Annotated in this window: 25 protein-coding genes and 1 pseudogene; 22 read left to right on the forward strand and 4 right to left on the reverse strand. The window is 65.0% G+C overall.

Annotation, left to right across the window (positions count from 1 at the left end; genetic code table 11):
• Window positions 1-41: 41 nt before the first annotated feature.
• Window positions 42-1,568, reverse strand: a complete 1,527-nt coding sequence (ltrA, locus tag V5F53_RS09600) for a group II intron reverse transcriptase/maturase (protein WP_393998844.1) — start codon at window positions 1,566-1,568, stop codon at window positions 42-44.
• A 718-nt stretch (window positions 1,569-2,286) separates the two neighbouring features.
• Here ltrA and V5F53_RS09605 point away from each other — a divergent pair.
• The 4 genes from V5F53_RS09605 (at window position 2,287) to V5F53_RS09620 (ending at window position 7,291) form a co-directional block, all read left to right on the forward strand.
• A complete protein-coding gene (locus V5F53_RS09605) occupies window positions 2,287-4,350 on the forward strand; it encodes a ParB/RepB/Spo0J family partition protein (RefSeq protein ID WP_393998206.1) in 2,064 nt (687 codons plus the stop codon).
• 90 nt (window positions 4,351-4,440) lie between these two features.
• Window positions 4,441-5,478: a DUF7146 domain-containing protein gene (locus tag V5F53_RS09610; RefSeq protein WP_393998207.1), complete on the forward strand. Its 1,038-nt coding sequence runs from the start codon at window positions 4,441-4,443 to the stop codon at window positions 5,476-5,478.
• Between the two features lie 341 nt (window positions 5,479-5,819).
• Complete coding sequence (locus tag V5F53_RS09615) at window positions 5,820-6,740, forward strand: DUF2493 domain-containing protein (protein ID WP_393998208.1); 921 nt, start codon at window positions 5,820-5,822, stop codon at window positions 6,738-6,740.
• Between the two features lie 383 nt (window positions 6,741-7,123).
• Window positions 7,124-7,291, forward strand: coding sequence for a hypothetical protein (locus V5F53_RS09620; RefSeq protein WP_393998209.1), 168 nt, complete (start codon window positions 7,124-7,126; stop codon window positions 7,289-7,291).
• A 20-nt stretch (window positions 7,292-7,311) separates the two neighbouring features.
• Here the strand turns inward: V5F53_RS09620 and V5F53_RS09625 are convergent, their stop codons facing one another.
• A complete protein-coding gene (locus V5F53_RS09625; protein WP_393998260.1) occupies window positions 7,312-7,857 on the reverse strand; it encodes an AAA family ATPase in 546 nt (181 codons plus the stop codon).
• A 716-nt stretch (window positions 7,858-8,573) separates the two neighbouring features.
• On the opposite strand from V5F53_RS09625, the gene V5F53_RS09630 reads away from it, so the two are divergent.
• A complete protein-coding gene (locus V5F53_RS09630; RefSeq protein ID WP_012112600.1) occupies window positions 8,574-8,900 on the forward strand; it encodes a DUF736 domain-containing protein in 327 nt (108 codons plus the stop codon).
• Window positions 8,901-8,974: 74 nt separating this feature from the next.
• Here V5F53_RS09630 and V5F53_RS09635 read toward each other — a convergent pair whose 3' ends face one another.
• Window positions 8,975-9,223 carry a helix-turn-helix domain-containing protein gene (locus V5F53_RS09635; RefSeq protein ID WP_012112601.1) on the reverse strand — a complete coding sequence of 83 codons (249 nt, stop codon included), beginning with the start codon at window positions 9,221-9,223 and terminating at the stop codon, window positions 8,975-8,977.
• A 134-nt stretch (window positions 9,224-9,357) separates the two neighbouring features.
• Between V5F53_RS09635 and V5F53_RS09640 the strand changes: the two genes are divergently transcribed.
• The 16 genes from V5F53_RS09640 to V5F53_RS09715 all read left to right on the forward strand — a co-directional run bounded on the left by V5F53_RS09640 (window position 9,358) and on the right by V5F53_RS09715 (window position 22,876).
• Window positions 9,358-9,618, forward strand: a complete 261-nt coding sequence (locus tag V5F53_RS09640) for a DNA -binding domain-containing protein (RefSeq protein ID WP_012112602.1) — start codon at window positions 9,358-9,360, stop codon at window positions 9,616-9,618.
• 119 nt (window positions 9,619-9,737) lie between these two features.
• Window positions 9,738-10,082: a transcriptional regulator domain-containing protein gene (locus V5F53_RS09645; RefSeq protein ID WP_393998210.1), complete on the forward strand. Its 345-nt coding sequence runs from the start codon at window positions 9,738-9,740 to the stop codon at window positions 10,080-10,082.
• Window positions 10,045-10,506 carry a DUF2285 domain-containing protein gene (locus V5F53_RS09650; protein ID WP_393998211.1) on the forward strand — a complete coding sequence of 154 codons (462 nt, stop codon included), beginning with the start codon at window positions 10,045-10,047 and terminating at the stop codon, window positions 10,504-10,506. The genes V5F53_RS09645 and V5F53_RS09650 overlap by 38 nt, the downstream gene beginning before the upstream one ends.
• Before the next feature lie 139 nt (window positions 10,507-10,645).
• On the forward strand, window positions 10,646-10,924 hold the full coding sequence (locus V5F53_RS09655; protein WP_012112604.1) for a helix-turn-helix transcriptional regulator: 279 nt from the start codon (window positions 10,646-10,648) through the stop codon (window positions 10,922-10,924).
• A gap of 14 nt (window positions 10,925-10,938) precedes the next feature.
• On the forward strand, window positions 10,939-12,078 hold the full coding sequence (locus tag V5F53_RS09660; RefSeq protein ID WP_393998212.1) for a replication initiator protein A: 1,140 nt from the start codon (window positions 10,939-10,941) through the stop codon (window positions 12,076-12,078).
• Window positions 12,075-12,728 carry a ParA family partition ATPase gene (gene parA, locus V5F53_RS09665; protein ID WP_393998213.1) on the forward strand — a complete coding sequence of 218 codons (654 nt, stop codon included), beginning with the start codon at window positions 12,075-12,077 and terminating at the stop codon, window positions 12,726-12,728. Before V5F53_RS09660 ends, parA begins: the two co-directional genes overlap by 4 nt.
• Window positions 12,725-12,979: a hypothetical protein gene (locus tag V5F53_RS09670; protein WP_393998214.1), complete on the forward strand. Its 255-nt coding sequence runs from the start codon at window positions 12,725-12,727 to the stop codon at window positions 12,977-12,979. The genes parA and V5F53_RS09670 overlap by 4 nt, the downstream gene beginning before the upstream one ends.
• Complete coding sequence (locus V5F53_RS09675; RefSeq protein WP_393998215.1) at window positions 12,976-13,506, forward strand: DUF2840 domain-containing protein; 531 nt, start codon at window positions 12,976-12,978, stop codon at window positions 13,504-13,506. The genes V5F53_RS09670 and V5F53_RS09675 overlap by 4 nt, the downstream gene beginning before the upstream one ends.
• On the forward strand, window positions 13,503-14,048 hold the full coding sequence (locus tag V5F53_RS09680) for a S26 family signal peptidase (RefSeq protein WP_393998216.1): 546 nt from the start codon (window positions 13,503-13,505) through the stop codon (window positions 14,046-14,048). The genes V5F53_RS09675 and V5F53_RS09680 overlap by 4 nt, the downstream gene beginning before the upstream one ends.
• A gap of 44 nt (window positions 14,049-14,092) precedes the next feature.
• A complete protein-coding gene (locus tag V5F53_RS09685) occupies window positions 14,093-14,869 on the forward strand; it encodes a lytic transglycosylase domain-containing protein (RefSeq protein WP_393998217.1) in 777 nt (258 codons plus the stop codon).
• Window positions 14,870-15,112: 243 nt separating this feature from the next.
• A complete protein-coding gene (locus V5F53_RS09690; RefSeq protein WP_393998218.1) occupies window positions 15,113-16,852 on the forward strand; it encodes a relaxase/mobilization nuclease domain-containing protein in 1,740 nt (579 codons plus the stop codon).
• 24 nt (window positions 16,853-16,876) lie between these two features.
• The gene (locus V5F53_RS09695) at window positions 16,877-18,856 is read left to right on the forward strand and encodes a conjugal transfer protein TraG (protein ID WP_393998219.1); all 1,980 of its coding nucleotides are present in this window, start codon (window positions 16,877-16,879) and stop codon (window positions 18,854-18,856) included.
• A 5-nt stretch (window positions 18,857-18,861) separates the two neighbouring features.
• A complete protein-coding gene (locus tag V5F53_RS09700) occupies window positions 18,862-19,290 on the forward strand; it encodes a CopG family transcriptional regulator (RefSeq protein WP_393998220.1) in 429 nt (142 codons plus the stop codon).
• A 361-nt stretch (window positions 19,291-19,651) separates the two neighbouring features.
• Window positions 19,652-20,773 (forward strand): Fic family protein, encoded by a 1,122-nt coding sequence (locus tag V5F53_RS09705; RefSeq protein ID WP_393998221.1) that lies wholly within the window; start codon window positions 19,652-19,654, stop codon window positions 20,771-20,773.
• 428 nt (window positions 20,774-21,201) lie between these two features.
• A complete protein-coding gene (locus V5F53_RS09710) occupies window positions 21,202-22,449 on the forward strand; it encodes a DNA cytosine methyltransferase (protein WP_393998222.1) in 1,248 nt (415 codons plus the stop codon).
• The gene (locus tag V5F53_RS09715; RefSeq protein WP_393998223.1) at window positions 22,427-22,876 is read left to right on the forward strand and encodes a very short patch repair endonuclease; all 450 of its coding nucleotides are present in this window, start codon (window positions 22,427-22,429) and stop codon (window positions 22,874-22,876) included. The genes V5F53_RS09710 and V5F53_RS09715 overlap by 23 nt, the downstream gene beginning before the upstream one ends.
• A gap of 79 nt (window positions 22,877-22,955) precedes the next feature.
• On the opposite strand, the gene V5F53_RS09720 is transcribed toward V5F53_RS09715, so the two are convergent.
• On the reverse strand, window positions 22,956-23,363 hold the full coding sequence (locus V5F53_RS09720) for an HNH endonuclease (protein WP_393998261.1): 408 nt from the start codon (window positions 23,361-23,363) through the stop codon (window positions 22,956-22,958).
• Between V5F53_RS09720 and V5F53_RS09725 the strand changes: the two are divergent.
• A pseudogene (locus tag V5F53_RS09725) lies at window positions 23,336-24,470 on the forward strand (IS3 family transposase). The gene V5F53_RS09720 and the pseudogene V5F53_RS09725 sit on opposite strands and share 28 nt — an antisense overlap.
• The last annotated feature ends 7 nt before the right edge of the window (window positions 24,471-24,477 follow it).

Here is a 24,477-nt window from a genome sequence, read left to right on the forward strand (position 1 = left end):
GCATCCGGCTCTCCATGCGTGGCGATTGCCACGGGTGGCCCTCACAATAGGGCGAGGGTGTTGGTCGCCTCCCAGAACTTGTTGGCTCCGTTCAGGAACCACTCATCCGGGGTGGCGTTCCATCCGTTCGGTATACGTATGCCCCGGTCCGGGAAGCGTTTCTGGTGAGCCTCGGTAAACAGAGCGACTTGCCGTTTGCCGTGTTGCCAGCGTTTTCGCTTCCCGCTCCTCGATTGCGCATATTGGCGGAACAGCTCCGCCCACGTTGTTTTATCGTGTTTCCTGCGCAACCAAAGAGTAATGCGCTGATCCAGCCACCAATCGAGTTTGCCAAACTCCTTCCACGCCCGTGAGGCATATCGGTAGTAGTTTCGCCACCCGATGATCATTGGATTGATGGTGCCTATGAGATCGGCGAGAGTCCGGCCGGTTGGCGTTTTCCTCACCTTGCCCTTGATCTTGTCGCGCAACAATTGCAGCTTGCTCTTCGGGATGAAGAGATTGCCGACGTGCCGGCCCGTTGCGGGCGACCGTTGCTGTACGACTCGATAGCCGAGAAAGTCGAAGCCTTCTCGGACATCGGTGATGCGGGTCTTTTCCATCGACAACTCCATACGCAATTCCTCTTTGAGGAACTGCGCCAGCGCGTGACGCTCCTCTTCGGCCTCCTGCCGGGTTCCTTGCACGAGGACGACAAAATCGTCCGCGTAGCGCACCATGTAGAAGGTTGGACGGCCAAGCTTGCGATCCCAGCTGTGGCGACCGCTTACTTTGCTTACTCCCTCCCTTGGGTCAGGAATCCAGCGTTTATATCGCTCGTCGATAGCCGACAGATAGATATTGGCCAACAACGGCGAGATGACGCCCCCTTGCGGGGTTCCCGTCACCGGATGTCGAAGATTGCCCTCGATCATGATGTCCGCCTTCAGGAATGCGAGTACGAGCCGCAGGACCTTGGGGTCCCGAATGCGACGACGTACCCGCTCCATGAGCACGTGATGATCGATGGCGTCGAAGCAGCCCTTGATGTCCCCCTCGATCACATAGCGGGTCCAGGATGGACCAGTGGATGAAGGATGCAGGCGTTGTTGAATTCGCGCCAATGCATCATGAGTGCTTCGACCGGGCCGGAAGCCATACGAGATGGGATAGAAATCCGCCTCGAATATGGGCTCCAGCACCATTTTGAGCGCCATTTGAACCAGTCGATCCTTCAGCGTGGGGATGCCCAATGGCCTGAACTTTCCCGGCTTTCCCGGCTTCGGAATAAGCCTCTGCCGGACAGGTTGTGGCCGGTAAGTTTCTTGCCGTAGGTCTTGCCGGATTTCCTCCAGAAAACCCGTGGCGCCGTTGGCACGCTTTTGGATCGTGTCCCGCGTCACGCCGTCCGTGCCGGGTGTCCTGCTGCCCGCGTTGCGGGCGAGCCTTTCCCAGGCGTGAGACAGCGTCCTGCGGTCGCATACGAAGTTGAACAGATCCGCGAACCTCTTCTCGGGGTCCGTGGAACTCCACCGATACAGCTTGCGCTGCATGTCGAGAATGAACTCGGTATTCACCGTGTCCGACAAGTGTCGATCTCCTGCCTGCAAATTGTATCCACTGCCTGCCTTCGCCATGTGGACGGCTTTCCCGTCCTCGAACTACTACACAGGCTCCGTCCCTGCTCCGCGTGTTCGCCGGTCGATTCGACCATCCGTTCCCCGAGTGGTTCGGAAACACGGGCAGGTTCCCAAGTTCCACCGCCGTCCTTTGTCCGCTTTAGGAGCCGACTGTTCCCCGTGTGGATTCAGACCTCCGAGCCTTGCAGGCTTTCCCGGCGGCTGGCGTTTGAGTGATCAAACGCCCCTGGCGCGCACCTCTAAACAACGCGCCGGCGCTCCACAGGTCTTGCGACCGCTCCACCCACTTCCGAGTTGGTGGAGACCCTCTTGACGGGGAGTCAGCCATCGGTTCGGTTTCCCTCTCCATGGCGGTCTCGCTTGCCGGGCCGCGTCGGGATCGGAAGTCCCCTCGCGCCCGGCTTCAACGGGTTCTACTGATTTATGGCTTGTCGGAATCACCCGGCTCACCTCACCCGCTTGCTTCTCGCCCCACGCTGCACCGTGTGGCGGTCGGGGTCTTACACCCCGAAGGACTAATCGGTAGTTTTGACCGATCTGGTTTCTCCTTTTATTCCAGTTGGTTACAGACTTGGCGTACTCAGAGGAAGAGGGTGGCGCCGTGCTTCGTGACGGGTTCGAGGTTGAGAGAGAGGTTCTCCTGCCGCCCGTCGCGGAGAAGCATCCGATGGCCACGTCCGTTCAGAAGATCACCCTTTCGTCCTCGCGGGACATCCCCTTCAACAAGCTGGTGCTCAGTCAGTCCAACGTCCGCCGGGTGAAGGCGGGCGTCTCCATCGAGGAACTCGCCGAGGACATCGCCCGGCGCGGCCTGCTCCAGGGCCTGAATGTCCGCGCCGTGGTCGATGCCGACGGCGTCGAGACCGGCATGTATGAGATCCCGGCCGGCGGACGGCGCTATCAGGCGCTGGAGCTGCTGGTGAAGCGCAAGCGCCTTGCCCGGACCGCGCCGGTACCCTGCATCGTTCGCGAGGGCGGCATCGCCGAGGAGGATTCCCTTGCCGAGAATGTCCAGCGCGCCCCTCTCCATCCCCTCGACCAGTTCCGCGCCTTCCTCGCTCTGCGGGAGAAGGGCCAGTCCGAGGAGGAGATCGCAGCGGCTTTCTTCGTCTCGGTCGCGGTGGTGAAGCAGCGACTGAAGCTTGCCTCGCTTTCCCCGAGGCTGCTCGACACCTATGCCGAGGATGGACTCACTCTCGACCAGCTTATGGCCTTCACCGTCTCCGGCGACCATGAGCGGCAGGAGCAGGTGCTGGAGCGTCTCGCCCAGGCTTACGACAAGCAGCCCTACGCCATCCGACGCATGCTGACCGAAGGCGCGGTCCGGGCATCCGACAAGCGGTCCCGGTTCATCGGCATCGAGGCCTATGAGACGGCCGGAGGCACGGTGCTCCGCGACCTGTTCCAGGGGGACGACGGCGGCTGGCTGCAGGATGTCACCCTCGTCGATCGCATGGTGGCGGAAAAGCTCGCCATTGAGGCCGACGGGATCCGCGGCGAAGGCTGGAAGTGGATCGAGGTCGCGCCGGACTTCGCCTATGGCCACACCTACGGCCTGCGCCAGCTGCGGGGCGAGCCCGCGCCGCTGGCCGCGGAGGAGGAGGCAGCTCGGGCGACGGCCCAGGCCGCATATGATCGCCTCTCCGAGGAACATGCCGATGCCGACGAGCTTCCCGAGGAGGTGGATGCGCGGCTCGGTGAGCTCGAGGCGGTGCTGGAGGCCTTTGATACGCGCCCCCTCGCATTCGATCCGGCGGAGGTCGGCCGCGCCGGCGCCTTCGTCAGCATCGCCCAGGACGGCAAGCTCCGGGTGGAGCGGGGCTATGTCCGCCCGGAGGACGAGGTGCCTGTCGAGGAGGCCCAAGACGGTTCCGCCGAGAGCGATGACGGGTCCGCCATGCCCGCGGCACCGCACCAGGAGGCAGCGGCGTGCGATGCACCTGCGGAGCCCGAGGAAGAAGACGGCCTCGCGCCGATCTCCGACCGGCTGCTCACGGAGCTGACCACCCATCGCACCCTCGGCCTGCGCCATGCGCTCGGCGAACAGCCCGATGTGGCCTTCCTCGCGGCGGTCCACGCTCTGACGCTGAAGGCCTTCTACGTCTATGGCTCGGACAGCTGCCTTGAGCTCGATCTGAAAAGCGTGTCTTTCAACGCCCAGGCGCCGGGCCTCAACGACAGCGTCTCGGCCGAGGCGATCCATATCCGGCATGAGAGCTGGGCCAAGGCCCTTCCCAAGGAGCCGGTCGCGCTCTGGGACACCTTGAGCGGGTGGGAGCGTGACAGCCGCGCCGCCCTGTTCGCCCATGTGGTGAGCCTCTCGGTCAATGCCGTGCATGACGCTTGGAACCGCCGTCCCCGCGCCTTCGCCCACGCCGACCGGTTGGCCCAGGCGGTGTCGCTCGACATGGCAGCGGCGGGATGGAAGCCCACCGTCGACACCTTCCTCGGCCGGGTGACCAAGGCCCGCATCCTGCAGGCGGTGACCGAGGCCAAGGGCGAACGCGCGGCCGAGCGGATCGCCCACCTCAAGAAGGGCGACATGGCCCGGGAGGCCGAGACCCTCCTCGCCGACAGCGGCTGGCTCCCGGAGGCGCTGCGGACCCAGCCCTGCGACATCGCCGGCGAAGAAACGGCGGAGATCGACGGCGAAACGGCCATGGCCGACAGCGAGGAGCTCGCCGATAGTGAAGAGCCCGAAGCGATCTCCCCCTCGGTCGCTGCCGAATAATCCTCCCGGGCAACCTGGCCCGCCGCCCGTCGCCTCGCGCTCCCCCTGTCGCGTGGTCCGGACGGCGGGTCTTTCTGTTGGAGCGTCCCCATGTCGTATGCTGCGCACGATCTCGCCCGGCAGTTGGGGCGGCAGGCGGAGGCAGTCTGCCAACATTATCTCTCCGCAGGCCGGCGGCAGGGTCACTATTGGCAGGTGGGAGATGTCCGCAATGCGTCCGGCCGCTCCATGTTCGTGCGGCTGCGAGACAGCGCGCATGGCCCGGCCGGCAAATGGACCGATGCGGCGACCGGGGAGTACGGCGACCTCCTCGACGTGATCCGGGAGAGCCAGGGTCTGTCCCACTTCAGCGATGTGGTTGCAGAGGCCGAGACGTTTCTGCGCATTCCTCGATCAGTGCATGAGGCGCAAGGTCCCCTGTGTAGGACGGGAAGCTCCTCACGTGATCCGGTCACCTCAGCACGGCGGCTCTTTGCAGCCGCACAGCCGATTCCGGGCACAATCGTGGAGACGTATCTGCGGAACCGCGGCATCACGGCTCTGCACGAAACCGGAAGCTTGCGCTTTCATCCTCACTGCTTCTATCGCCCGGCTGCGCACGGGCCCATTCAACCCCTGCCGGCTATGATCGCAGCCGTTACCGATCTCAGGGAACGGGTCATGGGCATCCACCGGACATGGCTCGCTCCCGATGGGTCGGACAAGGCGGGCATCGCCACGCCCCGGCGCGCCATGGGGCACCTGCTCGGGCACGCGGTTCGTTTCGGTAGCACGGACGACGTGATGGCCACCGGCGAGGGCATCGAGACCATCCTCTCCGTGCGCACAGCGCTGCCCAGCCTCCCGATGGCAGCGGCGCTCTCGGCCGCACACCTCGCCGTCTTCGCCTTTCCACCCAGGCTGCGGCGGCTCTACATCGTCTGCGACAACGATCCTGCCGGCAACAAGGCACGGGACAGCCTTATCGCACGAGCGGCTTCTGCCGGGATCGAGGCCATCGTGCTCTCACCAGCCCTCGGAGACTTCAACGAGGATCTGCGCGCCTTTGGCGTCGACACTATGCGAGCTGAAATCAGATGCCAGCTTGCTCCCGAAGACGTCGCCCGCTTCATGCTGCGGAGCTCGTAATCTGGAGTGGCAGGGAGCGGGGATGCTCTCACACCGCGCTCTGGTGCCCACCGACATCGGAGAAGCCCGCAGCCAGGCCTTCCAGAGGGCGATCGGCCAGCAGTCGTCCCGGACCGGCAATGGCTGCGGCCGACGATTTTCCGTCGGCGATGTTTTCCCCACGACGCAGGCGTCGCGGGACCCCTGCCACCGCCTTTCCATCGCGAAACAAAATCGTCGGCCTCCGCCATCCTCCGCTCACGCTCCGGCCCCGCGCTGCCCGCGGGGTGCAGGTCCGTCCCGCCCGCCGGCTTCGTCGCCATGAAGGCCGCAAGGCTGCGGTCCAATCGACGGAGCCTCCCATGAGCACCGAGCACGACGAACCCCACGCCTCGTCTCCAACCGATCACCTGCTGCAGCACCTTCAGCTCTATGGCTACCGCCCGCTCAATGACGAGCCCGATCCCCGGCTACTTCCGGATGCCAATCGCATCACCGGCGCCATCGCAGACATCTTCGATGCGCTGATCGCGACCCTGCAGGACACCCGCCTCGATCCGGACCTTCCCGATCTCCTGTGGTCGACGGTCCATCTCTTCCACCGTGCCGTCGGCCGCATCTCCAGTGCCCTCGACGATAACGAGCAGAGACAGCGCCACAGCCAACAGGAGCAGGACGGCAGCGAGGTTCGATCGGTCGAACTCGAGCGCCTGACCGCCGAGGGGCAAAGCCTCATGGAGCGCCGCGATGCCTTCGAGCTGATGCGCGACGAGGCCGCCGACGCCTTCGAGCGCCACAGCGGCTCAGCCTGGCGCCCACGCACCGGATCCCTGGTGAACCATCGGCACCTCACCGCAGCCCTCATCGACAGCCGCGATTTCCTTGCCGCCCGTAGGCGCGCTGAGACCGAGGTGCTGATGCCCGCAGGACCCAAGATCGCCTTCTCCGGCGGCGACACGGCCGATCACAAGCTCATCTGGGCGAAGCTCGACCAGGTGCACGCCAAGCACCCCGACATGGTGCTGCTGCATGGCGGTTCGCTGAAGGGCGCCGAGAGGATCGCGGCCTGCTGGGCCGATGCGCGAAAGGTACCCCAGGTCGCCTTCAAGCCAGACTGGACACGGCACGCCAAGGCCGCTCCCTTCAAGCGCAATGACCAGATGCTCGCGGTCATGCCCATCGGGGTCATCATCTTCCCCGGCACGGGCATCCAGGACAATCTTGCCGACAAGGCCCGCAAGCTCGGCATCCCGGTCTATCGCTTCGGGTCGGGCGGCGCATGAGCGCCGTCCTTCCTTCACCTTCGGAATCGGATTTCACGGTGCGTGACCACTTTTCACGAGAATGCGGTTCCCGTCATCGATTTTCAGCGGACAGGCGAGCGAGACCACCACTCATCACGTATGGAGCTCAACGCGCCTCCTGAGCCTGACCATGCAGGCGGATGGCAGCACCCGGCGCTCTTCAAGCAAGACCACCCCCGCTTTCCTGCGCTGATCCTTAGGTGCCGGCCGAGGGCCTGGCGCCATCAACCCGCAAGGGGTCGGCTACGCACAGCGTGCCGCCGTTGCGGCTTTGCCTACACGGTGATTGCGGCCCGCGGCCGGACCCGTCGGGCGCCTGTCAGCGGGGGATGGTCCTCCGCTTCGAGCAGGAGCCGGACCCCATGTCCTCCACCGATGCACAGGCCTTCGCCCACAGCCTCGCCAAGACCTTGATGGTCGTCATCGTGATCTTCCGCGCCGGTGACGGCACCCTGTCCGTTGTGACTGCCGACGAGTTCGACGGCGACGCCTCCCAGATCGTCCGTGAGATCGACCCCTTCGGGTCCTAACAGGAGTGAAACGAGACGCCTCAATCTACTTGGTTCAGGGCTTCCAGCTGGCCGATGATGAAATCAGCGCGGTCCGCAACCGATGCCCTGGGCAGGATCGTCACCTCGTAGCCGAGCTTCGGATAGGCCGCGATCAGGCGCTCATATTCGGCAATCGCCGTGGACAAATCGTGCTGGCGCGCGTCATCGCCGCTGAAGATCTCTGGCCATGGGGGTGTCATAAAGACAGTGTGATTGTAGCGATGGGCATTGCAGAGCGTCTCGGCAATGGGCTCCCCGGTTGCGTATTCAAGCGCAACGGCCGCATCGACAAGCCCACGGTCAAAAAAGACCCATCCGCTCTGGGCAAAAGCCGTGGACCTGTCTTCCAGCGCCATGGCGATCGCACGTCGCGCAAAAGCGGCCAGATCCACCCAAGGCAGATCCGATCCGCCGCTGCGGATCTGCTCGGCGACAATGCGCCGCCCTGGCTCCTCGACCGCGGCAAAGCCACGGCGTGCAAGCTCGGCGATCAGTGTCGACTTGCCCCCGCCGGAGCAACCCGAAATGACGACATAACGATCCATACCCACCATCTCATTCATCTCGGGAGCGCGGCGTTTGAACTGACCCGCGGCGCACACGATCTCGGCCTTCGATCCTTGCCTCATGGGGACATCAGGCTGGCCAGTGCAGCCTCGCCATACGCTCTGTCCAGCCCCTGACGCGGGGCTCGGATCGACACGACCCGATCAGGCAAGAGCAAATCAGCGGGGCGACATTTCCCATGTCGTCGAGGATGCGATGGCGACCGTGAGAGGATCGAGTCACGAGGCCCCGATTGTGCGAGCATGGCAGGGCTTGGTGACAAGCTTCGCGCGGTTGCGCGCGAATCCTCGCATGGCCGGTGAGGAAAGCGTTCCACCCGTTGGTCCTGTCAGTTCGACGCACACGCAATGGCCGGAAAATGAAGAGGTCAACACCGGTGAAGGTTGGGCCGCCTTCGTGCAGGGCCCGTGAGAAATCACCATCATCTCCTTATCTCCAACCGTTGATCGCGCGCACCAGCTGGCCTCTTCCATGGCCTGATCTGGCCGAAGGCCGGCTGCGCCTCGACCGCCTCTGCCGCAATGGCGGCGTCGGGCTTTCTTCCCCTGGGCGTTCCGCCCATTCCTCGCGCGACAAGAAAGTCCTCCTTGGCCATCAAGCCCCTGCCGGGGTGCGGCGGCAGTCGCCTTCGGCCCTTCGATCGCCATCGAGGCCGCAACGGGGCGGGCTCGGAAACGGAAGACGGGGATCGACAATGGCCACCATCGGTACTTTCAAGAAGACTGGCACGAACGAATTCACCGGCGAGATCGTCACCCTCAGCGTCCAGGCCAAAGGCGTGCGCATCGTCCCCGACCTGCGCGCCAATGGCGAGAACGCCCCCAGCCACCGGGTCCTGGTGGGCCGGATCGAGATCGGCGCCGCTTGGTCCAAGCGCTCCAGCGAGGGCCGCGACTATCTGGGCCTCAAGCTCGACGATCCGAGCTTCAACGCCCCCATCTACGCCAACCTCTTCGACGACGAGGATGCCGACACCTTCTCGCTGATCTGGTCCCGCCCCAGCGGGCGACGCGGCGAGTGAGGCGCTCAAGGCCCCGGCCGGCTCCGGCCGGGGCTCTCACTTCGAAGTCAGCAGTTGCCAGCCGGTCCCGCGCTTCACTCGACCGTGTTTTCGGGTCCGCTCGGCACGTCCGCGGCGGGTCTCTTCAGCAAGGCGGCGGCGTCGAGCTCAAGGGCGCAGGCCAAGCGATCTACGACATCGATGCTGGCGTTGTAGACGCTGCGCTCCAACGAGCTGATATAGGTGCGGTCGATCCCGGCGCGATGGGCGAGCTCTTCCTGCGACAGGCCTTTGGCGAGCCTCGCAGCCTTCAAATTCCGGGCGAACACCTCTCGGATCTCCATGGTCGAGAGAGCATCGCCTTGATGAGTATTTCACCACGGAGTATTCTCTACAAACGCGACCGTGGCAGTGGTGTCATTGGAAGTCGTGTAGGATTTAGGGAAGAACCCGATCTTGAGAGAAGTGGCAGGCAGACATGGTGACTGCGGCGTTCGAGGACACTGCACCGACGGGTCCCGAACTGACGGACTATGACCGGGCGCACATCAGGCTCTATGCCCGCCTGCTTGATGCAACGGCGGATGGCGCCGGCTGGGAGGAGATCGCCGCGGTGCTGTTCGGCATCGACGCGGCTCGAGAGCCCGAACGCGCCCGTCATGTCCATGACAGCCATCTTGCCCGCGCCCGTTGGATGGCCGCCGGCGGCTATAAAGACCTTCTCCGCCGCCCCGCCTGAGCTGACTGGGGTGATGCCGCAAGCGCATCACGCGATGCCTTTTAGCCGGCTTCTCACGCCCGTCTCAATCCCCGATTGTCTTCGCTCAATGCGCACGCCTCTGATGCGGAGACGAGTGAATGAAGCCGGATACGTCGCACTGGCGGGATAACGCCAGCTACGATTACTTCGACGACCTGTCGGTCGAAGGCCTCGCCTGGGAATGCCTGCGCCGGGACGAAGCCTATCAGGATCATTATCAGTCCATCGTGACCACCGGCACCGACGCCGAGCCGCTCCCCCGGGAGGTGGAGCAGCGCTGGGGGCTGCGATTTCGCAGCACGCCCTTCCATGAGCGCTGTCGAGCAGACCGTTTTGTGGTCCCCCATCGTCGACCCGGCCGTCGTGCTTCTTGGTCCATCTCCGGATTTCTTGGCCGGCGCACGTATGAACATCCTCGACAGCGCTTCTGTGGTGCAAAGTAGCCCTGAGGGGAAGCTTGCCATCCTTGGCTTGGCCGCGCGTTCGTCCCAACTCCTTGCCTTGCCGGGCTCTGATCCTGACGCGCCTATCGCTGCGATCATTCCGCTGGACACCGATATCGTGGGCCGCGTGGAAGCTTTATCCCGCTTTTGGCGCACCATCGAAGGTCGCCCGGCGCTCCCCGACACGCGGATGACCACACAGCAGCGACAGCGCCTGCGCGCCATGATGCTGGCCGCAGACGGACGCGCTGACGGCGCCAGCTATCGCGACATCGCATTCGCTCTCTATGACCAGAGGCGCATCGCCGCCGAGCCTTGGAAGACCTCGTCGCTGCGCGATCGCGTCATCAGCCTCGTGAAGGGTGGCCGAGCGCTGATCGCCGGCGGCTATCTCAAGCTTCTGCGTCATCGCCGGCGACCATAACCGCATCGCCGAGACGTTCGGGGTGGGCATTTTACGCCCCTCAACTTCCCCATCCCCCACGACGGCCGCCCTTCGCCACCGTGATCGCCATCCGCCGCTGATGATCAGTGGCCCGATAGCGCCCACGGAGGTTCGATCCATGCGCCCCGATGCTGTCCCGCTGCCGCCGCGCTATCTGCGCACCAAGGAAGCCGCGGTCTTCCTCAGCCTCTCGCCCCGAACGCTGGAGAAGCATCGCACCTACGGGACCGGTCCCGCCTATCGCAAGCTCGGCGGACGCGTCGTCTATTCCGTCGAGGATTTGCAGGCCTGGGTGGCCCGAGGCGCCGTCACCTCCACCTCCGATCCGCGCGGCTCCATCCTGCCGGCCAAGCGCCATTCCATGCCTGGCGTCCTGCCGGGCAGCCCCGCGCGCTGAGCGGCCATTTCATCATGGCCGCACCGCACCGCTCTCCTCAGCCCGGCAGACAGCTTGAGCTCTTCCGCGCACTTCCCGGCGCCTTCGCGCCCCGCGATGCGCAGGATCTCATGGCCTATCCCTTCTTCTCCCTCGCCAAGACCCACCGTGTCGCCCCCATCGATTTTGTCTCCGGCGACATCGCGATCCGGGTCGAGGCGGTGCCCGACCATGGCATGGCCACCATCTGGGATGCGGATATCCTGATCTGGGCGGCCAGCCAGATCGTCCAAGCGCGCGACGCCGGCCTGCGCACCTCGCGCTTCATGGCGGCGACGCCCTATGAGATCCTCCGGTTCGTGGGCCGCGGCACCTCACTCAGGGACTATCAGCGCCTCAAGGCCGCCCTGGACCGCCTGCAGTCCACCACAGTGTCCACCTCCATCCGCCAGCGGGCGGAGGGCCGGCGCCACCGCTTCTCCTGGATCAATGAATGGAAGGAGCGCACGGACCGGGATGGCAAGCCCGCCGGGATCGAGCTCATCGTCCCCGACTGGTTCTACTGCGCCATCGTCGAGGACGCGCTCGTCCTGACCATCGACCCGGCGTATTTCGACCTCACGGGCGGGCTGGAGCGCTGGCTCTACCGGATCGTGCGCAAGCATGGCGGGCGGCAGCGCCGGGGCTGGCGCTTCGATTTCCGCCACCTGCACCTCAAATCCGGCAGCCTCTCGCCTTTCAAGCGCTTCGCCTTCGAACTGCGCGACATCGTCCGCCGTCAGCCGTTGCCGGGCTACACCCTGTTCACGGAGGTGGAGATTGGCGGGCGGGTGCTTCTCACCTTCGAGCCGTCGGTGCCCTGTGGAAAAGCTGTGAAAGCCTTCGTGCCATCCGGAACCCGGATTGGCGTGCCATCGGGAACGGGCCTCCCGTGCCATCGGGAACCGAAACAGGGCTCAAGCCCAGGTGATGAAAATGAAAATTGCGCCCCTAACTTAGAATCTAACATAGAGTCTAACCTTAAAAGGTGCGCAGGCGATGTGGATAACTGCCATCTCCCGTACGCTTCTCAAGATGATGGTCTTCCGTCTTTCCGTAAAGACGGATTTCACGCTCCCGATCCTTTGACAGTAGGCGAAACGATGCCTGCCGACACATCGGGAGCATCCCGATGATCGTCGCGCTGCTCAACCAGAAGGGCGGCGTCGGCAAGACGACGCTCGCCCTTCATCTCGCCGGCGCGTGGGCGAGCCGCGGCCAGCGTGTCATGCTCATTGACGCGGACCCGCAGGGCTCGGCCCTGGACTGGTCGCAGCAGCGCAGCCGCGAGGGGTTGCCGCGCCTGTTCGGCGTCGTCGGCCTCGCCCGCGATACGCTGTACCGGGAAGCCCCCGAGCTGGCACGCGATGCCGACATGGTCGTCATCGACGGACCGCCCCGCGTCGCCGGCCTGATGCGCTCGGCCTTGCTCGCCGCCGATCTGGTCCTGATCCCGGTGCAGCCATCACCGCTCGATGGATGGGCGTCCGCGGAGATGCTCGCCCTCCTAAACGAGGCGCGCATCTATCGCCCGGAGCTTGTCGCGCGCTTCGTGCTGAACCGCTGCGGCGCTCGCACCGTGCTCGCCCGCGAGACCGCCGAGACGCTGGCGGATCACGATCCGCCCGTGCTCGTGAGCACTGTCGGCCAGCGCGTCGCCTTCGCCATGTCCGCCCAGTCCGGACGGCTCGTCGGCGAGCTCGACGAGGGTGGGCCAGCAGCGCGGGAGATCATTGCGCTCTCCGCCGAGATCGCCGGCCTCGCCGGTTCGAGATCTACGCCATGACCCGGCAACGAACGCGCAAGGGCTTTGCCGCGCGTCCGGCCGATCCAGAGCACTGGATCAAGGCCGCCGACACGAGGCCGGTTGGCCATGGATCAGCCGAAGCCTTCACCGCGCGGCTCACCATCGACATCACGCCCGACCTGCGCGGGCGCATCAAGATCGCCGCCTTCGGACGCGGCCAGACCGTCGCGGACATGCTCCGCGATCTCCTCGCCCGTGAATTTCCTCCGACATCAGGAGATGCGTCATGATCAGTTCGTCGGTGTCACCCTCCATTGCGAAGCAGGTCGCTCCGTTACCGGCCGTGCCGACCGCCGACCCGCTCACCCATGTGGAGCTGACCTGGATCGAGAAACGGATCGAAAACTGGATCCGCTTCGGCCGGCCGGTCCATGCGCAGACCCTCGACCGCAGCCGCCGCATCGTTTCCTTCGCCCCAGGCGCCATCTTCGCGTTCGTCCGATGGGCGGCGAACGACTTCGGCACCGTAGTCTCGCGCATCGACATCGTGCGTGCCGTGGCGCCGGGCGAGGCCTGTCAGACGCTGCCCTTCGTGCGCCCCGGCGGCGAGATCCTGCTGCGCGCGGACGGCTGGCCGAAGGTCGAGAAGGTGCTCCAGCACATGGATGCCGTCGATGCCCTCGGCATCCATGGGGCGGACGTGGCCCCGGATCACTGGCGGCATGTCCACAATCGCCTGGCGGCCGGCCACGCGCTCCGAACCTACACGGTCGAGCGCCATCAGGCCTGGCTCAAGCGGCGGGAGTGCGAACAATGACCCGCTTCGGCTATGTGATGGTGACGTATTTCTCGGTGATGGGGGTCGCGGCGGCCTCCTTCGTTCCGACACCGCTGAAGCTGGTGTGGAACGTCTCCGCCAGCGCACCCATCGGGCTCTACGCCATCGAGCCGGCGCGCAGGCTCGAGGTCACGGACCTCCTCGCCATTACGCCTCCGGCGGCACTCGACCGCTTCCTGGTGGCGCGCGGCTATGTGGGGGCTGGTGTGCCGCTGATGAAGCGCGTGGCGGCGCTTCCCGGCCAGGAGGTCTGCCGGAAGGAGAGCGCCATCTCCGTGGATGGCGTGTCGTACGGCGAAGCATTGGAGCGCGACCGCATGGGGCGTCCGCTGCCGGTCTGGCGCGGCTGCAGGCGCATCGCCGCAGGCGAGCTCTTCCTCATGAATTTCAACGTGCCCGACAGCCTCGACGGACGCTACTTCGGGCCACTGCCGGCCAGCACCGTGATCGGCCGCGCGGTGCCGATCTACACCGACGAGGCCGGAGACGGACACTTCGTCTGGCGCGCGCCGACACGCTGAGCGCCGCCCACCGCTTCAACCATCAAAAGCTTCGCGAGGCCGCCATGCTTCGGACCGGATTGATTTCTCCTGCCGTGCACCTGCTGCTGCGAGCGCGCAACGGCCGTCGTGTCGCCGTCCTCCTTCTCCTTTCCGGGGTGCTCTCAGGCGCGTCGACGACTGTCCCCGCGGCTAAAATGCAGGCGCCCCGGAACGCGCCATCCGCCGTCGATCGCTACGCCGATTTCATCGCTGAGGCCGCGGAACGCTTCGACATTCCCTCCGTCTGGATCCGGAGTGTGATGCGCGCGGAAAGCGACGGAGATCCGCGCGCGACGTCGCCCAAAGGCGCGATGGGGCTGATGCAGATCATGCCAGAGACGTGGGCCGAACTGCGCATCCATTACGGCCTCGGCGACGATCCCTTCGATCCCCATGACAACATCATGGCCGGGGCCGCTTATCTGAGGGAGCTGTTCGATCGCTACGGCAATCCCGGCTTCCTCGCGGCCTACAATGCGGGGCCGGGCCGCTACGAGGCCTCGCGGAAAGGGAACCCCCTGCCACCGGAGACCCGCGCCTATGTCGACAAGCTGGCGCCGGACATCCCGCGCGGAGAGGTTCAGCCCTCCTCGCCGAAATCGCCCTCTCCGCCGGCGGTCGAGACGCCGGCCTGGGCTCAATCTCCGATCTTTGCGGTGCAGCCGATCCGCATGTCGGCTGCAGATCCGGCGCCACACGATCGTGCTCAGCCGGGGCCTACGGTACGCGATGTCTCAGCCATCGTTCCGCAGTCGGAGGGTCTGTTCGTGGCTCGTGGCGGCCCGGGAGGTGCGCCATGAGCACCCTTAGCATCGTCGGTACCCTGGCGGGCTCTCGCGTGGTCAGGCGCAGGTCCGGAGGGGAGACGCGGGAAACAACCGTCCAATGGCGAGATAAAAGGGCGCAGGGTGCGCTGCGGTCGGACGATTGTTTTTGCTTGGGAATTTCCAGTCAAACGCACATTGCGCCGCAAATCTGCAATGTGCGTCGAACGCTCAAGTCTCTGATCTCGTTTGGCTTCTCGCACCTTGCGGGGGCGCACCATGCCCGATGAGCACGAGTTCCGCGTCCGGTCTGGCCGCATCCGCTCGACCCGCGCCCAGCGGGCCCGCCCCTTCATCGCCCAAGCCCTCGCGGCGGCCCAGAAGTCCGGCGGGCATGTCTCTCGATCCGGCCGCATCTCCTCCGGCACCCGCTCGCACTTCGGCCGCGGCCGGGCGGCCAGCATCGTCGCCAATCGGTTCCTCACCGGGCGCTCGCGCGTCGTCGTCATCAAGACTCGCGTGGTGCGGCACACGGCGCGGGCTACGCCGCTGTCCGCACATCTGTCCTATCTGCGTCGGGAGGGCGTGACCCGGGACGGGGAGAAGGCCCGCCTGTTCGGGCCGGGCGCCGAAGAGGGAGACGGCCGTGCCTTCACGGAGCGCTGCGCCGATGACAGGCACCATTTCCGCTTCATCGTCTCGCCTGAGGACGCGGCGGACATGACGGACCTCAGGTCCTTCGCTCGCGACCTCGTCGGTCAGATGGAGAAGGACCTCGGCACGAAGTTGGATTGGGTCGGCGTGGACCACTGGAACACCGACAATCCCCACCTGCATATCCTGGTGCGAGGCCGAACCGACGACGGCCAGGACCTCGTCATCTCCCGCGACTACATCAAGGAGGGCATGCGCGCCCGCGCGCAGGGCCTGATCACCCAGGAGCTGGGGCCGCGGACGGAACTCGACATCCACTGCGCCGTCGCGCGGCAGGTGGAGGCGGAGAGCTGGACTCAGCTCGACCGCCAGCTGGTTCGCGATCAGCGCGAGGCGGGCGTGATCGATGTGGCGCGCGATGCCGATGGCGGGCCGGACGCTTTCCTGCCGCAGAAAGTCGGCCGGCTGCGCAAGCTCGAGGCCCTCGGGCTCGCCGATGAGATCGGCCCTGGCCAGTGGGTGATCGACGAGAAGGCCGAGGCGACATTGCGCGCCCTCGGCGAGCGGGGTGATATCATTAAGAGGATGCACTGCGCGCTCACCGCCCAGGGCATCCAGCGGGGCGCCGCGAGTTATGTGCTCGCCGGTGAGAGTTTGGACGCTCCCGTCATCGGCCGTCTCGCCGATCGCGGCCTCGATGACGAACTGAAGGGCACAGCCTATGCCGTGGTCGACGGGGTGGACGGGCGCACCCACCACATCCGGCTGCCCGACCTCGATGCGGCAGGCGACGGCGCGCCCGGCGCCGTCGTGGAGCTCCGGAGGTTCGAGGACGGGCGGGGCCAGCAGCGGGTCGCGCTGGCCGTCCGCTCCGACCTCGACATCGAAAGCCAGGTCACGGCCTCGGGCGCCACCTGGCTCGACCGGCAGGCGCTCGGCCGCGCGCCGGCAGCCCTGTCGGAGGGCGGCTTCGGCGCCGAGGTGCACGAGGCCATGGAGCGTCGCGCCGACCATCTGGTCCGGGAGGGATTGGCCGAGCGCCACGGCCAGCGTGTCACCTTCGCCCGAGACCTGATCGAGACCTTGCGCCGGCGGGAAGTGGACGCGCTGGGCGGGAAGCTCTCCGGGGACGCGGGGCAGCCTTTCAACCGACCAGGACCGGGAGACTATGTCTCCGGCACCTACCGCCAGCGCTTCGCGCTCGCCTCCGGCCGCTTCGCCATGCTCGACGACGGCCTCGGCTTCCAGCTCGTGCCCTGGACGCCGTCCCTGGAGAAGCAGCTCGGCAAGCACATCTCCGGCGTCGCCCGCTCAGACGGCGGCATCGACTGGTCCTTCGGCCGCACCCGCGGCCTCGGCCTCTGACCTCACCCATCACCGGAGCGCCTTATGTCCGCGACCAAGATCCTCTGGGGCCAGATCCTCCTTGTCCTCTCCATCGTGCTCGCCACCACTTGGGGCGCCACGCAGTTCGTGGCTTGGCGGCTCGGTTTCCAGGACCAACTCGGGCCGCCCTGGTTCCTGATGGGGCCCTGGCCAATCTATCCCCCGCCGGCCTTCTTCTGGTGGTGGTATTTTTACGACGCCTATGCGCCGGCCATCTTCACCGAGGGAGCGATCATTGCCGCCTCGGGCGGGTTCCTGTCCATCGCGGCCGCCATCGGCCTCTCCATCTGGCGGGCGCGGGAGGCACGGCGGGTCGAGACCTATGGGTCCGCCCGCTGGGCCGAGCCGGACGAGATCCGCGCAGCCGGGCTGCTCGGTCCCGACGGCGTGGTGCTGGGGCGCCATGGGCAGGACTATCTGCGCCATGATGGACCGGAGCACGTTCTGTGCTTCGCGCCCACCCGATCCGGCAAGGGCGTCGGCCTCGTCGTCCCCTCGCTGCTCACCTGGCCCGGCTCGGCCATCGTCCACGACATCAAGGGCGAGAACTGGCAGCTTACCGCAGGCTTCCGGGCGCGGCACGGGCGGGTGTTGCTGTTCGACCCCACTAATGTGGGGTCTTCTGCCTACAATCCCCTGCTGGAGGTCCGCCGCGGGGAATGGGAGGTGCGCGACGTCCAGAACATCGCCGACATCCTGGTGGATCCCGAGGGCTCGCTGGAAAAGCGCAACCACTGGGAGAAGACCAGCCACGCGCTGCTGGTCGGAGCCATCCTCCACGTGCTCTATGCTGAGCAGGACAAGACGCTGGCCGGCGTCGCCGCCTTCCTCTCTGATCCTCGGCGTCCCATCGAAACGACCCTCGCGGCCATGATGACGACGGCGCACCTCAAGGAGGTGGGTCCCCATCCGGTGATCGCCAGCGCCGCCCGCGAGCTTCTCAACAAGTCCGAAAATGAGCGATCTGGCGTCCTCTCCACCGCCATGTCCTTCCTCGGGCTCTACCGCGATCCCGTGGTGGCCGAGGTGACCCGGCGCTGCGACTGGCGCATCATCGACTTGGTGACGGGTGCCCGGCCGACCACCCTTTACCTTGTCGTGCCGCCCTCGGACATCAACCGGACCAAGCCGCTCATCCGCCTCATTCTCAACCAAGTGGGCCGCCGCCTCACTGAGGATCTGCAGGCAAAAACCGGCCGCCAACGGCTGCTCCTCATGCTGGACGAGTTCCCCGCCCTCGGACGGCTCGACTTCTTCGAGTCGGCGCTCGCCTTCATGGCGGGCTACGGGCTCAAGAGCTTCCTCATCGCCCAATCCCTGAACCAGATCGAGAAGGCTTACGGGCCGAACAATTCCATCCTCGACAACTGCCATGTGCGGGTGAGCTTCGCCACCAACGACGAGCGCACCGCCAAGCGTGTGTCGGACGCCCTCGGCACCGCCACCGAGATGAAGGCCATGAAGAACTACGCCGGCCATCGGCTCTCGCCTTGGCTCGGCCACCTGATGGTTTCGCGCTCGGAGACGGCCCGCCCACTTCTCACGCCCGGCGAGGTCATGCAGCTTCCGCCTGCCGATGAGATCGTCATGGTGGCCGGCACGCCGCCCATCCGGGCGAAGAAGGCGCGATACTACGAGGACGAGCGGTTCAGGGAGCGGGTTCTGCATCCGCCAGAGGTCTCGGTCCCTCGTGATCGCCAGCCCGATGACTGGACCGTCCTGCCGCTGCCCGCGCCGTCGCAGTTGAGCCTGATGGTCGAGGGCAGTGACGATGAGGACACAACCGGCTCGGAGCAACGGCGCCAGCCGGAGCTTGCACGAGTAGAGACGGTGGAGACGTCGCAGCAAGTGCGGAACGAGTTCGAGATCGATCTGGTCGATGAGACTGAAGACGACGTGGCCCGGACCAGTCGTATGACGGGCGTCATGCAGGGCGTCGCGCGTCAGGTCTCGCTCGATCCCAATGATGGCATGGAGCTGTGACGGTGATGGCCCCGCGCAAGAAGAAGGCCCAGATCTCGGTCTATCTTGATCCCGCGACAATGGGGCTGCTGGCCGACTATGCCGCGCGGCGCGGCCAGCCTCAGTCCCTGATCGCCGAGGCGGCCATCGCGTCCTTTCTGTCGCCGGACGCCGCGGAGCAGCGGGAAGCTGCAATCGCCAAACGCCTTGACCAGATGGACCGTCGGATGGCCCGGCTGGAGCGGGACCTCGGCATCTCTGTCGAGACGCTCGCGGTGTTCGTGCGGTTCTGGCTGGCCACGACACCCGCATTGCCTGAGTCGGCGGCCCAGGCTGCGCGAGCCAAAGCAGGGGAGCGGTATGAGGCGTTTGTCGCGGCGTTGGGGCGGCGGCTCGCGAAGGGGACGACGCTGGCGCATGAGGTTTCTGAGGACAGCGGCGTTTATAAAGCGTGAGAAAGGGGCCCCGCCAGATATAGACATTGACGAGGTGTTCGCAGCCGGACGTTGTAGGTAGATCCAATCGAGCTCAAATGCGCGTTCATCCACGCTCCGATCAGATAGCAGGCCACTGTCGCAATTCGCTTAATCGATCAGTGGATCAATGGCTTGAAAGGCTTTCGCGAGCGATCTCCGTTGTCGAGAAATGCTGCCCGATCCGTGCCATCCTATTGCGTTTTCGGCGCCAAGGAGGAGAAAGTCGCGCCCTTCGCTCCACAATGCACTTCGGCCCCGTGGGTCGCGTGAGCCATAGGACGGCTTTCTATAAATCATATATTCGCTAATATGCGAGCTATAGAGAGAGGCTCTATCGCTCATGGCATGGAATTGGACGCAGCCTCATTGGCCGCATTTGACCTATGATCCGGCCGCCCTTGAACCGCTGGAGCGGCACTTCCTGCTGCTCTCCGGTGAGGTGATCGGCGCGGTCCGACATGTGGGCGACGATGACCGCGACCTGCTGCGGATCGAGCTCCTCAGCGAAGAGGCGGTCAAGACCAGCGCGATCGAGGGTGAGGCTTTGGACCGCCTGAGCGTGCAATCTTCCCTGCGCCGGCAATTTGGCCTCGACACCGACGATCGCGCCGTGAAGCCGAGGGAACGCGGCATCGCGGAGATGATGGCTAATCTGTACCGGAGTTGGGCGGATCCGCTGGACGACGATACCCTGTTCCGCTGGCACCGCATGCTCATGGCGGATAGCCGGCATCTGGAGACGATCGGCGGCTACCGTCGTCATGAAGACGCAATGCAGATCGTATCCGGTCGCTACGATCGACCGACAGTGCATTTCGAGGCGCCGCCTTCGTCCCAAGTTCCCGACGAGATGACCGCCTTTCTCGCTTGGTTCAACGGCTCGCCACCGAACGGCAGCACACCGCTACCGGCCCTCACGCGTGCCGGGATGGGACATCTCTATTTCGAGAGCATCCACCCCTTTGAGGATGGTAACGGTCGGATCGGTCGCGCCGTCGCGGAAAAATCCCTCGCGCAGAACATCGGACAACCGACGCTGATCGCGCTCGCTCATACCATCGAGCAGCACCGCAAGACCTATTATGAACAGCTGGAGCTCCACCAGCGGACGCTCGATATCACCGGCTGGCTGATCTACTTCGCCGAAACGATCATTGCGGCGCAGCAGACGACGCTGGGCCGCGTCGCCTTCCACATCGCCAAGACGCACTTCTACGATCGTTTCCGCGACAAGATGAACGAACGCCAGGAGAAGCTGATCGCCCGGCTACTCCGTGAAGGCCCCGGCGGATTCACGGGTGGCCTGAGCGCAGAGAATTACATCGCCATCACCGGCACCTCGCGTCCGACCGCCACGCGTGACCTCCACGATCTGGTCGAGAAAGGCGCCCTGACGCGAACCGGCGAGCGCCGCTACACGCGCTACCACCTGAATCTGCCGGGAACCGCTTCGAAGCCATAGCGCCAATTAGGCTCATGCCACTCACGCGATCCAGGCATAGGCTGGCTCTTTGCTGTGCCGCGCCAGAAGCAGAAGCTCGCTGCGACCACGACGAATGGCCGGTCTGGGGCCGTATCCTGCCTGTCCGGTTTTGGTGGCCAAAATGAGGGAACCTGCCGCTCGGTCGCACAATTTTGCCGGTAGATTTCGCGCGCCATCTCGGACATTCGCGACCGCTACGGCGCTGACTGGACGCTGCCGGTTGCTTATCGAGTTGGCTGACCGATGACGCTGCTTCCGCTAGCCAGGCTCTAGTCGTCGGCCTTGTCGAGTGCCGAGACGCGATCCAAGATGCCCCTAGTCAGCTGAGCGATTTTCCTCGAGGTGGGATCGCCATCGTGCTATGCTCGATCGAGTCATCATTTTGTATTCTGAGAGCGGCTCGTGAAATGTTCTTGAAATCGATCCTAGGCGAACCTCTCGATTCGCAAATGGAGGGCACCGTATTAACCGGCGCTCCACCCGCACCCGGACCGATTTCTAAGAAGCATTTCACCGTCGTCGGCATGTTCGCTGGCATCGGGGGGCTCGAATGCGGTTTTCACCAACACGGTCATCGGAGCGTCCTGCTCTGTGACGCAGACGATCGCGCCCGTGCGGTCCTCGCCAATCGCTTCCCCAAAGTGCAGATAAGCGACGATGTTCGCACTGTGGGCAAGCTGCCTGACTGCGATGTCTTGACCGCGGGATTCCCCTGCCAGGATCTCAGCCAGGTTGGTCGCAGGAAGGGAATCTCGGGGCCAAACTCGGGCCTGATCGATGTACTGCTTGAGCTTCTCCGGAAGGCTAGGCCGGGGCCAGCATGGCTGGTTCTTGAGAACGTTCCATTCATGCTCAGCCTCGACGGCGGACGCGCCATCGATCGGATCGCAACCGAGCTTGAGGCGATGGGTTTCATGTGGGCCTATCGCACCGTGGATGCGCGCTCCTTCGGCCTGCCGCAGCGACGCCGGCGGGTGGTGATCCTCGCCTCTCGCGTAAATGATCCACGGCCGGCCCTGCTCGGAATCGACGCCCGTGCGCCGTTGATCGACAAACGCGGGGTACATGCGTGTGGCTTTTACTGGACGGAGGGCAACACCGGCATTGGATGGGCCATCGATGCGACACCTCCGCTCAAAGGTGGCTCAGCACTGCACATCCCATCGCCGCCGGCCATCTGGTTCCCGAGGCGTCGATTGATCGGCGTGCCCTCAATCGAGGATGCGGAACGCCTACAGGGGTTCGATCCAAAATGGACGGAGGTTTGCGGCGAGGATGCTGGACAGGCTCGCCAACGCTGGCGTTTGGTCGGCAATGCCGTAAGCGTACCCTTCGCCGCGTGGATCGCGGAGCGACTGCAGCACGCGGGCGAGTATCATAGCGACGACGAACCCTTGATCACCGGGACCCGCTGGCCGAGTGCCGGTTGGGGATGCGAGGGCCAGCGAGGCCGATCCACGGTGTCGGAATGGCCGGTCGCCCGCCCACAGCAGCACCTCGCCTCATTCCTATCTGGAGTTGTGAAACCGTTGTCCCGCAAGGCTGCGTCCGGCTTCCTTTCCCGGCTCGAACGAAGCACCTTGCGATACGAGGAGGCTTTTCGCCTCGATCTCCATCACCATATTGCAGTGCATGACGCGGCCGAAGCGTCTTGAAGCCGTCGCACCGGCGACCTCTAAACGGATGGCAGCGACAACGGCACGCGACAATTCACGCGAGCGCGCCCTGCGTTCCGAGCTGCACCGCCGAGGTCTGCGGTTCCGCCTACATCAGCGCTTACTGACAGGCTCGCGCCGTACCGTCGATATCGTTTTTCTGGGTGCGCGGACGGCCGTCCTTCTCGATGGATGCTTCTGGCATGGTTGCCCGACGCACGGCACTTGGCCGAAAAATAATGCGGTGTGGTGGCGCGAGAAGATCGAGGCCAATATTGCCCGCGATCGAGACACCGACCGCAAATTGATTGAAACGGGTTGGAAGGTGATGCGCATCTGGGAGCACGAACCGATCGCGGCCGCGGCCGACCGGATCGAAGCCTCGGTGAGGGCGGTCAGCGGTCGTACCGAGGGGAAGCGCGTCTGAGCTTCAAGAGCGGCTCAGATGCGTTGGCTTCGCTCACAACCGGATCGCGCATACCACAGGAGGCTACCGCACTTCTGGGTCACGGTATGAAAACCGTGCTGCGATGGTGCCGGATATAATCATGGCTCTCGGCCCTCATCGGACGTGGCGGTGGGCACTGGATCATATGAAGACCAAGCTTCACCGCGTCTGCGTCCTGCAATTGCGATGAGAACAGGGAGCGCCCGTCCTCCTCGAATCCAATAAGGCCGTGATCGAATAGGAAGTCGGCATGCGGGGCCAGCATAAGGCCGTTGAACCCGTCGAGCCGTTCGGCTGCCGTTCCGCAGGCGCGCCATGGCTTGATATGGCTGGCGATCAGTAGGCTGGGCTTCTCGACTCCAGTGATGCGGCTGATGTGGTCCCCGAAAATTGGACAGGGAGTTAAGCTTGGTTCGGCCTGACGGAAGGACGAGCCCGATGAGCGGGAAGAGGAAGCGATATTCAGCGGAGTTCAAGGCGCGGGTAGCCCTGGAGGCGATCCGCGGGGAGCAGACGGTAGCGCAGCTGGCGGCGAAGCACGGCGTCCACCAGACGATGATCAACGCCTGGAAGAAACAGGCGGTCGAGGGCATGGCCGCAGTGTTCTCCGGCAAGGCGGAAGCCGCCGAGACCGCCCGCGAGGGTGAGATCGACCAGCTCCACGCGAAGATCGGCCAGCTTGTGGTGGAACGGGATTTTTTGCGTCGGGCCTCCGGGCGCTGAGCGTGGGGGCGAGACGCGACATGATCGAACCGGATCATCGACAACTGCCGATCACCCGCCAATGCGCCCTGGTCGGCATCAGCCGGTCGGCGTTCTACGGCGGACCGCGGACCGAAAGCCCCGCGACCCTTGCCGTCATGCGGGCGATCGACGGCCAGTTCCTCGAGACGCCCTGGTACGGCTCGCGGCAGATGGTTCGTCATCTGCGCCGGCAGGGCCATGAGGTCGGACGCAAGCGCGTGCGGCGCCTCATGGCCCGCATGGGGCTGGCCGCCATCTACCAGCGGCCGAAGACCACGGTGCGGCACCCTAAACACCGCGTCTTCCCCTATCTCCTGCGGAACATGGCGATCGACAAGGCTGACCAGGTCTGGTGCGCGGACATCACCTACATCCCGATGCGGCGCGGGTTCCTGTACCTGGTCGCCATCATGGACTGGCACAGCCGCAGGGTTCTGTCCTGGCGGCTCTCCAACACCATGGAGGCGGACTTCTGCATCGAGGCGCTGGAGGAGGCCTTGTCCCGGTTCGGGCGGCCCGGCATCTTCAACACCGATCAGGGCAGCCAGTTCACCAGCCCGCGCTTCACCGAGGTGCTGCTGGATGCCGGCGTGCGGATCTCCATGGATGGCCGCGGCCGGTGGATGGACAACGTGTTCATCGAGCGCCTCTGGCGGTCGCTGAAATACGAGTGCATCGACCTCAATGCATTTGCAACCGGTTCCCAGGCCAGGGCCGGGATCGGCAGGTGGATCACCTGCTACAATCGCACGAGGCCCCCTCAGCCCTCGGCGGCAGAACGCCGGAGGAGGTCCATACGGCCTGTGACGGCATCAACATGGCGGCCTGACGCACAC

It is taken from the genome of Xanthobacter cornucopiae, from assembly GCF_043195065.2.
Taxonomy (GTDB): domain Bacteria; phylum Pseudomonadota; class Alphaproteobacteria; order Rhizobiales; family Xanthobacteraceae; genus Xanthobacter.

Excerpts from the sequence above, each read along its gene's own strand:
- V5F53_RS09605 (WP_393998206.1), top strand. The coding sequence starts at position 2,287 with ATGGCCACGTCCGTTCAGAAGATCACCCTTTCGTCCTCGCGGGACATC.
- V5F53_RS09610 (WP_393998207.1), top strand. The coding sequence starts at position 4,441 with ATGTCGTATGCTGCGCACGATCTCGCCCGGCAGTTGGGGCGGCAGGCG.
- V5F53_RS09615 (WP_393998208.1), top strand. The coding sequence starts at position 5,820 with ATGAGCACCGAGCACGACGAACCCCACGCCTCGTCTCCAACCGATCAC.
- V5F53_RS09620 (WP_393998209.1), top strand. The coding sequence starts at position 7,124 with ATGTCCTCCACCGATGCACAGGCCTTCGCCCACAGCCTCGCCAAGACC.
- V5F53_RS09625 (WP_393998260.1), bottom strand. The coding sequence starts at position 7,857 with ATGGATCGTTATGTCGTCATTTCGGGTTGCTCCGGCGGGGGCAAGTCG.
- V5F53_RS09630 (WP_012112600.1), top strand. The coding sequence starts at position 8,574 with ATGGCCACCATCGGTACTTTCAAGAAGACTGGCACGAACGAATTCACC.
- V5F53_RS09635 (WP_012112601.1), bottom strand. The coding sequence starts at position 9,223 with ATGGAGATCCGAGAGGTGTTCGCCCGGAATTTGAAGGCTGCGAGGCTC.
- V5F53_RS09640 (WP_012112602.1), top strand. The coding sequence starts at position 9,358 with ATGGTGACTGCGGCGTTCGAGGACACTGCACCGACGGGTCCCGAACTG.
- V5F53_RS09645 (WP_393998210.1), top strand. The coding sequence starts at position 9,738 with ATGAAGCCGGATACGTCGCACTGGCGGGATAACGCCAGCTACGATTAC.
- V5F53_RS09650 (WP_393998211.1), top strand. The coding sequence starts at position 10,045 with ATGAACATCCTCGACAGCGCTTCTGTGGTGCAAAGTAGCCCTGAGGGG.
- V5F53_RS09655 (WP_012112604.1), top strand. The coding sequence starts at position 10,646 with ATGCGCCCCGATGCTGTCCCGCTGCCGCCGCGCTATCTGCGCACCAAG.
- V5F53_RS09660 (WP_393998212.1), top strand. The coding sequence starts at position 10,939 with ATGGCCGCACCGCACCGCTCTCCTCAGCCCGGCAGACAGCTTGAGCTC.
- parA (WP_393998213.1), top strand. The coding sequence starts at position 12,075 with ATGATCGTCGCGCTGCTCAACCAGAAGGGCGGCGTCGGCAAGACGACG.
- V5F53_RS09670 (WP_393998214.1), top strand. The coding sequence starts at position 12,725 with ATGACCCGGCAACGAACGCGCAAGGGCTTTGCCGCGCGTCCGGCCGAT.
- V5F53_RS09675 (WP_393998215.1), top strand. The coding sequence starts at position 12,976 with ATGATCAGTTCGTCGGTGTCACCCTCCATTGCGAAGCAGGTCGCTCCG.
- V5F53_RS09680 (WP_393998216.1), top strand. The coding sequence starts at position 13,503 with ATGACCCGCTTCGGCTATGTGATGGTGACGTATTTCTCGGTGATGGGG.
- V5F53_RS09685 (WP_393998217.1), top strand. The coding sequence starts at position 14,093 with ATGCTTCGGACCGGATTGATTTCTCCTGCCGTGCACCTGCTGCTGCGA.
- V5F53_RS09690 (WP_393998218.1), top strand. The coding sequence starts at position 15,113 with ATGCCCGATGAGCACGAGTTCCGCGTCCGGTCTGGCCGCATCCGCTCG.
- V5F53_RS09695 (WP_393998219.1), top strand. The coding sequence starts at position 16,877 with ATGTCCGCGACCAAGATCCTCTGGGGCCAGATCCTCCTTGTCCTCTCC.
- V5F53_RS09700 (WP_393998220.1), top strand. The coding sequence starts at position 18,862 with ATGGCCCCGCGCAAGAAGAAGGCCCAGATCTCGGTCTATCTTGATCCC.
- V5F53_RS09705 (WP_393998221.1), top strand. The coding sequence starts at position 19,652 with ATGGCATGGAATTGGACGCAGCCTCATTGGCCGCATTTGACCTATGAT.
- V5F53_RS09710 (WP_393998222.1), top strand. The coding sequence starts at position 21,202 with ATGTTCTTGAAATCGATCCTAGGCGAACCTCTCGATTCGCAAATGGAG.
- V5F53_RS09715 (WP_393998223.1), top strand. The coding sequence starts at position 22,427 with ATGACGCGGCCGAAGCGTCTTGAAGCCGTCGCACCGGCGACCTCTAAA.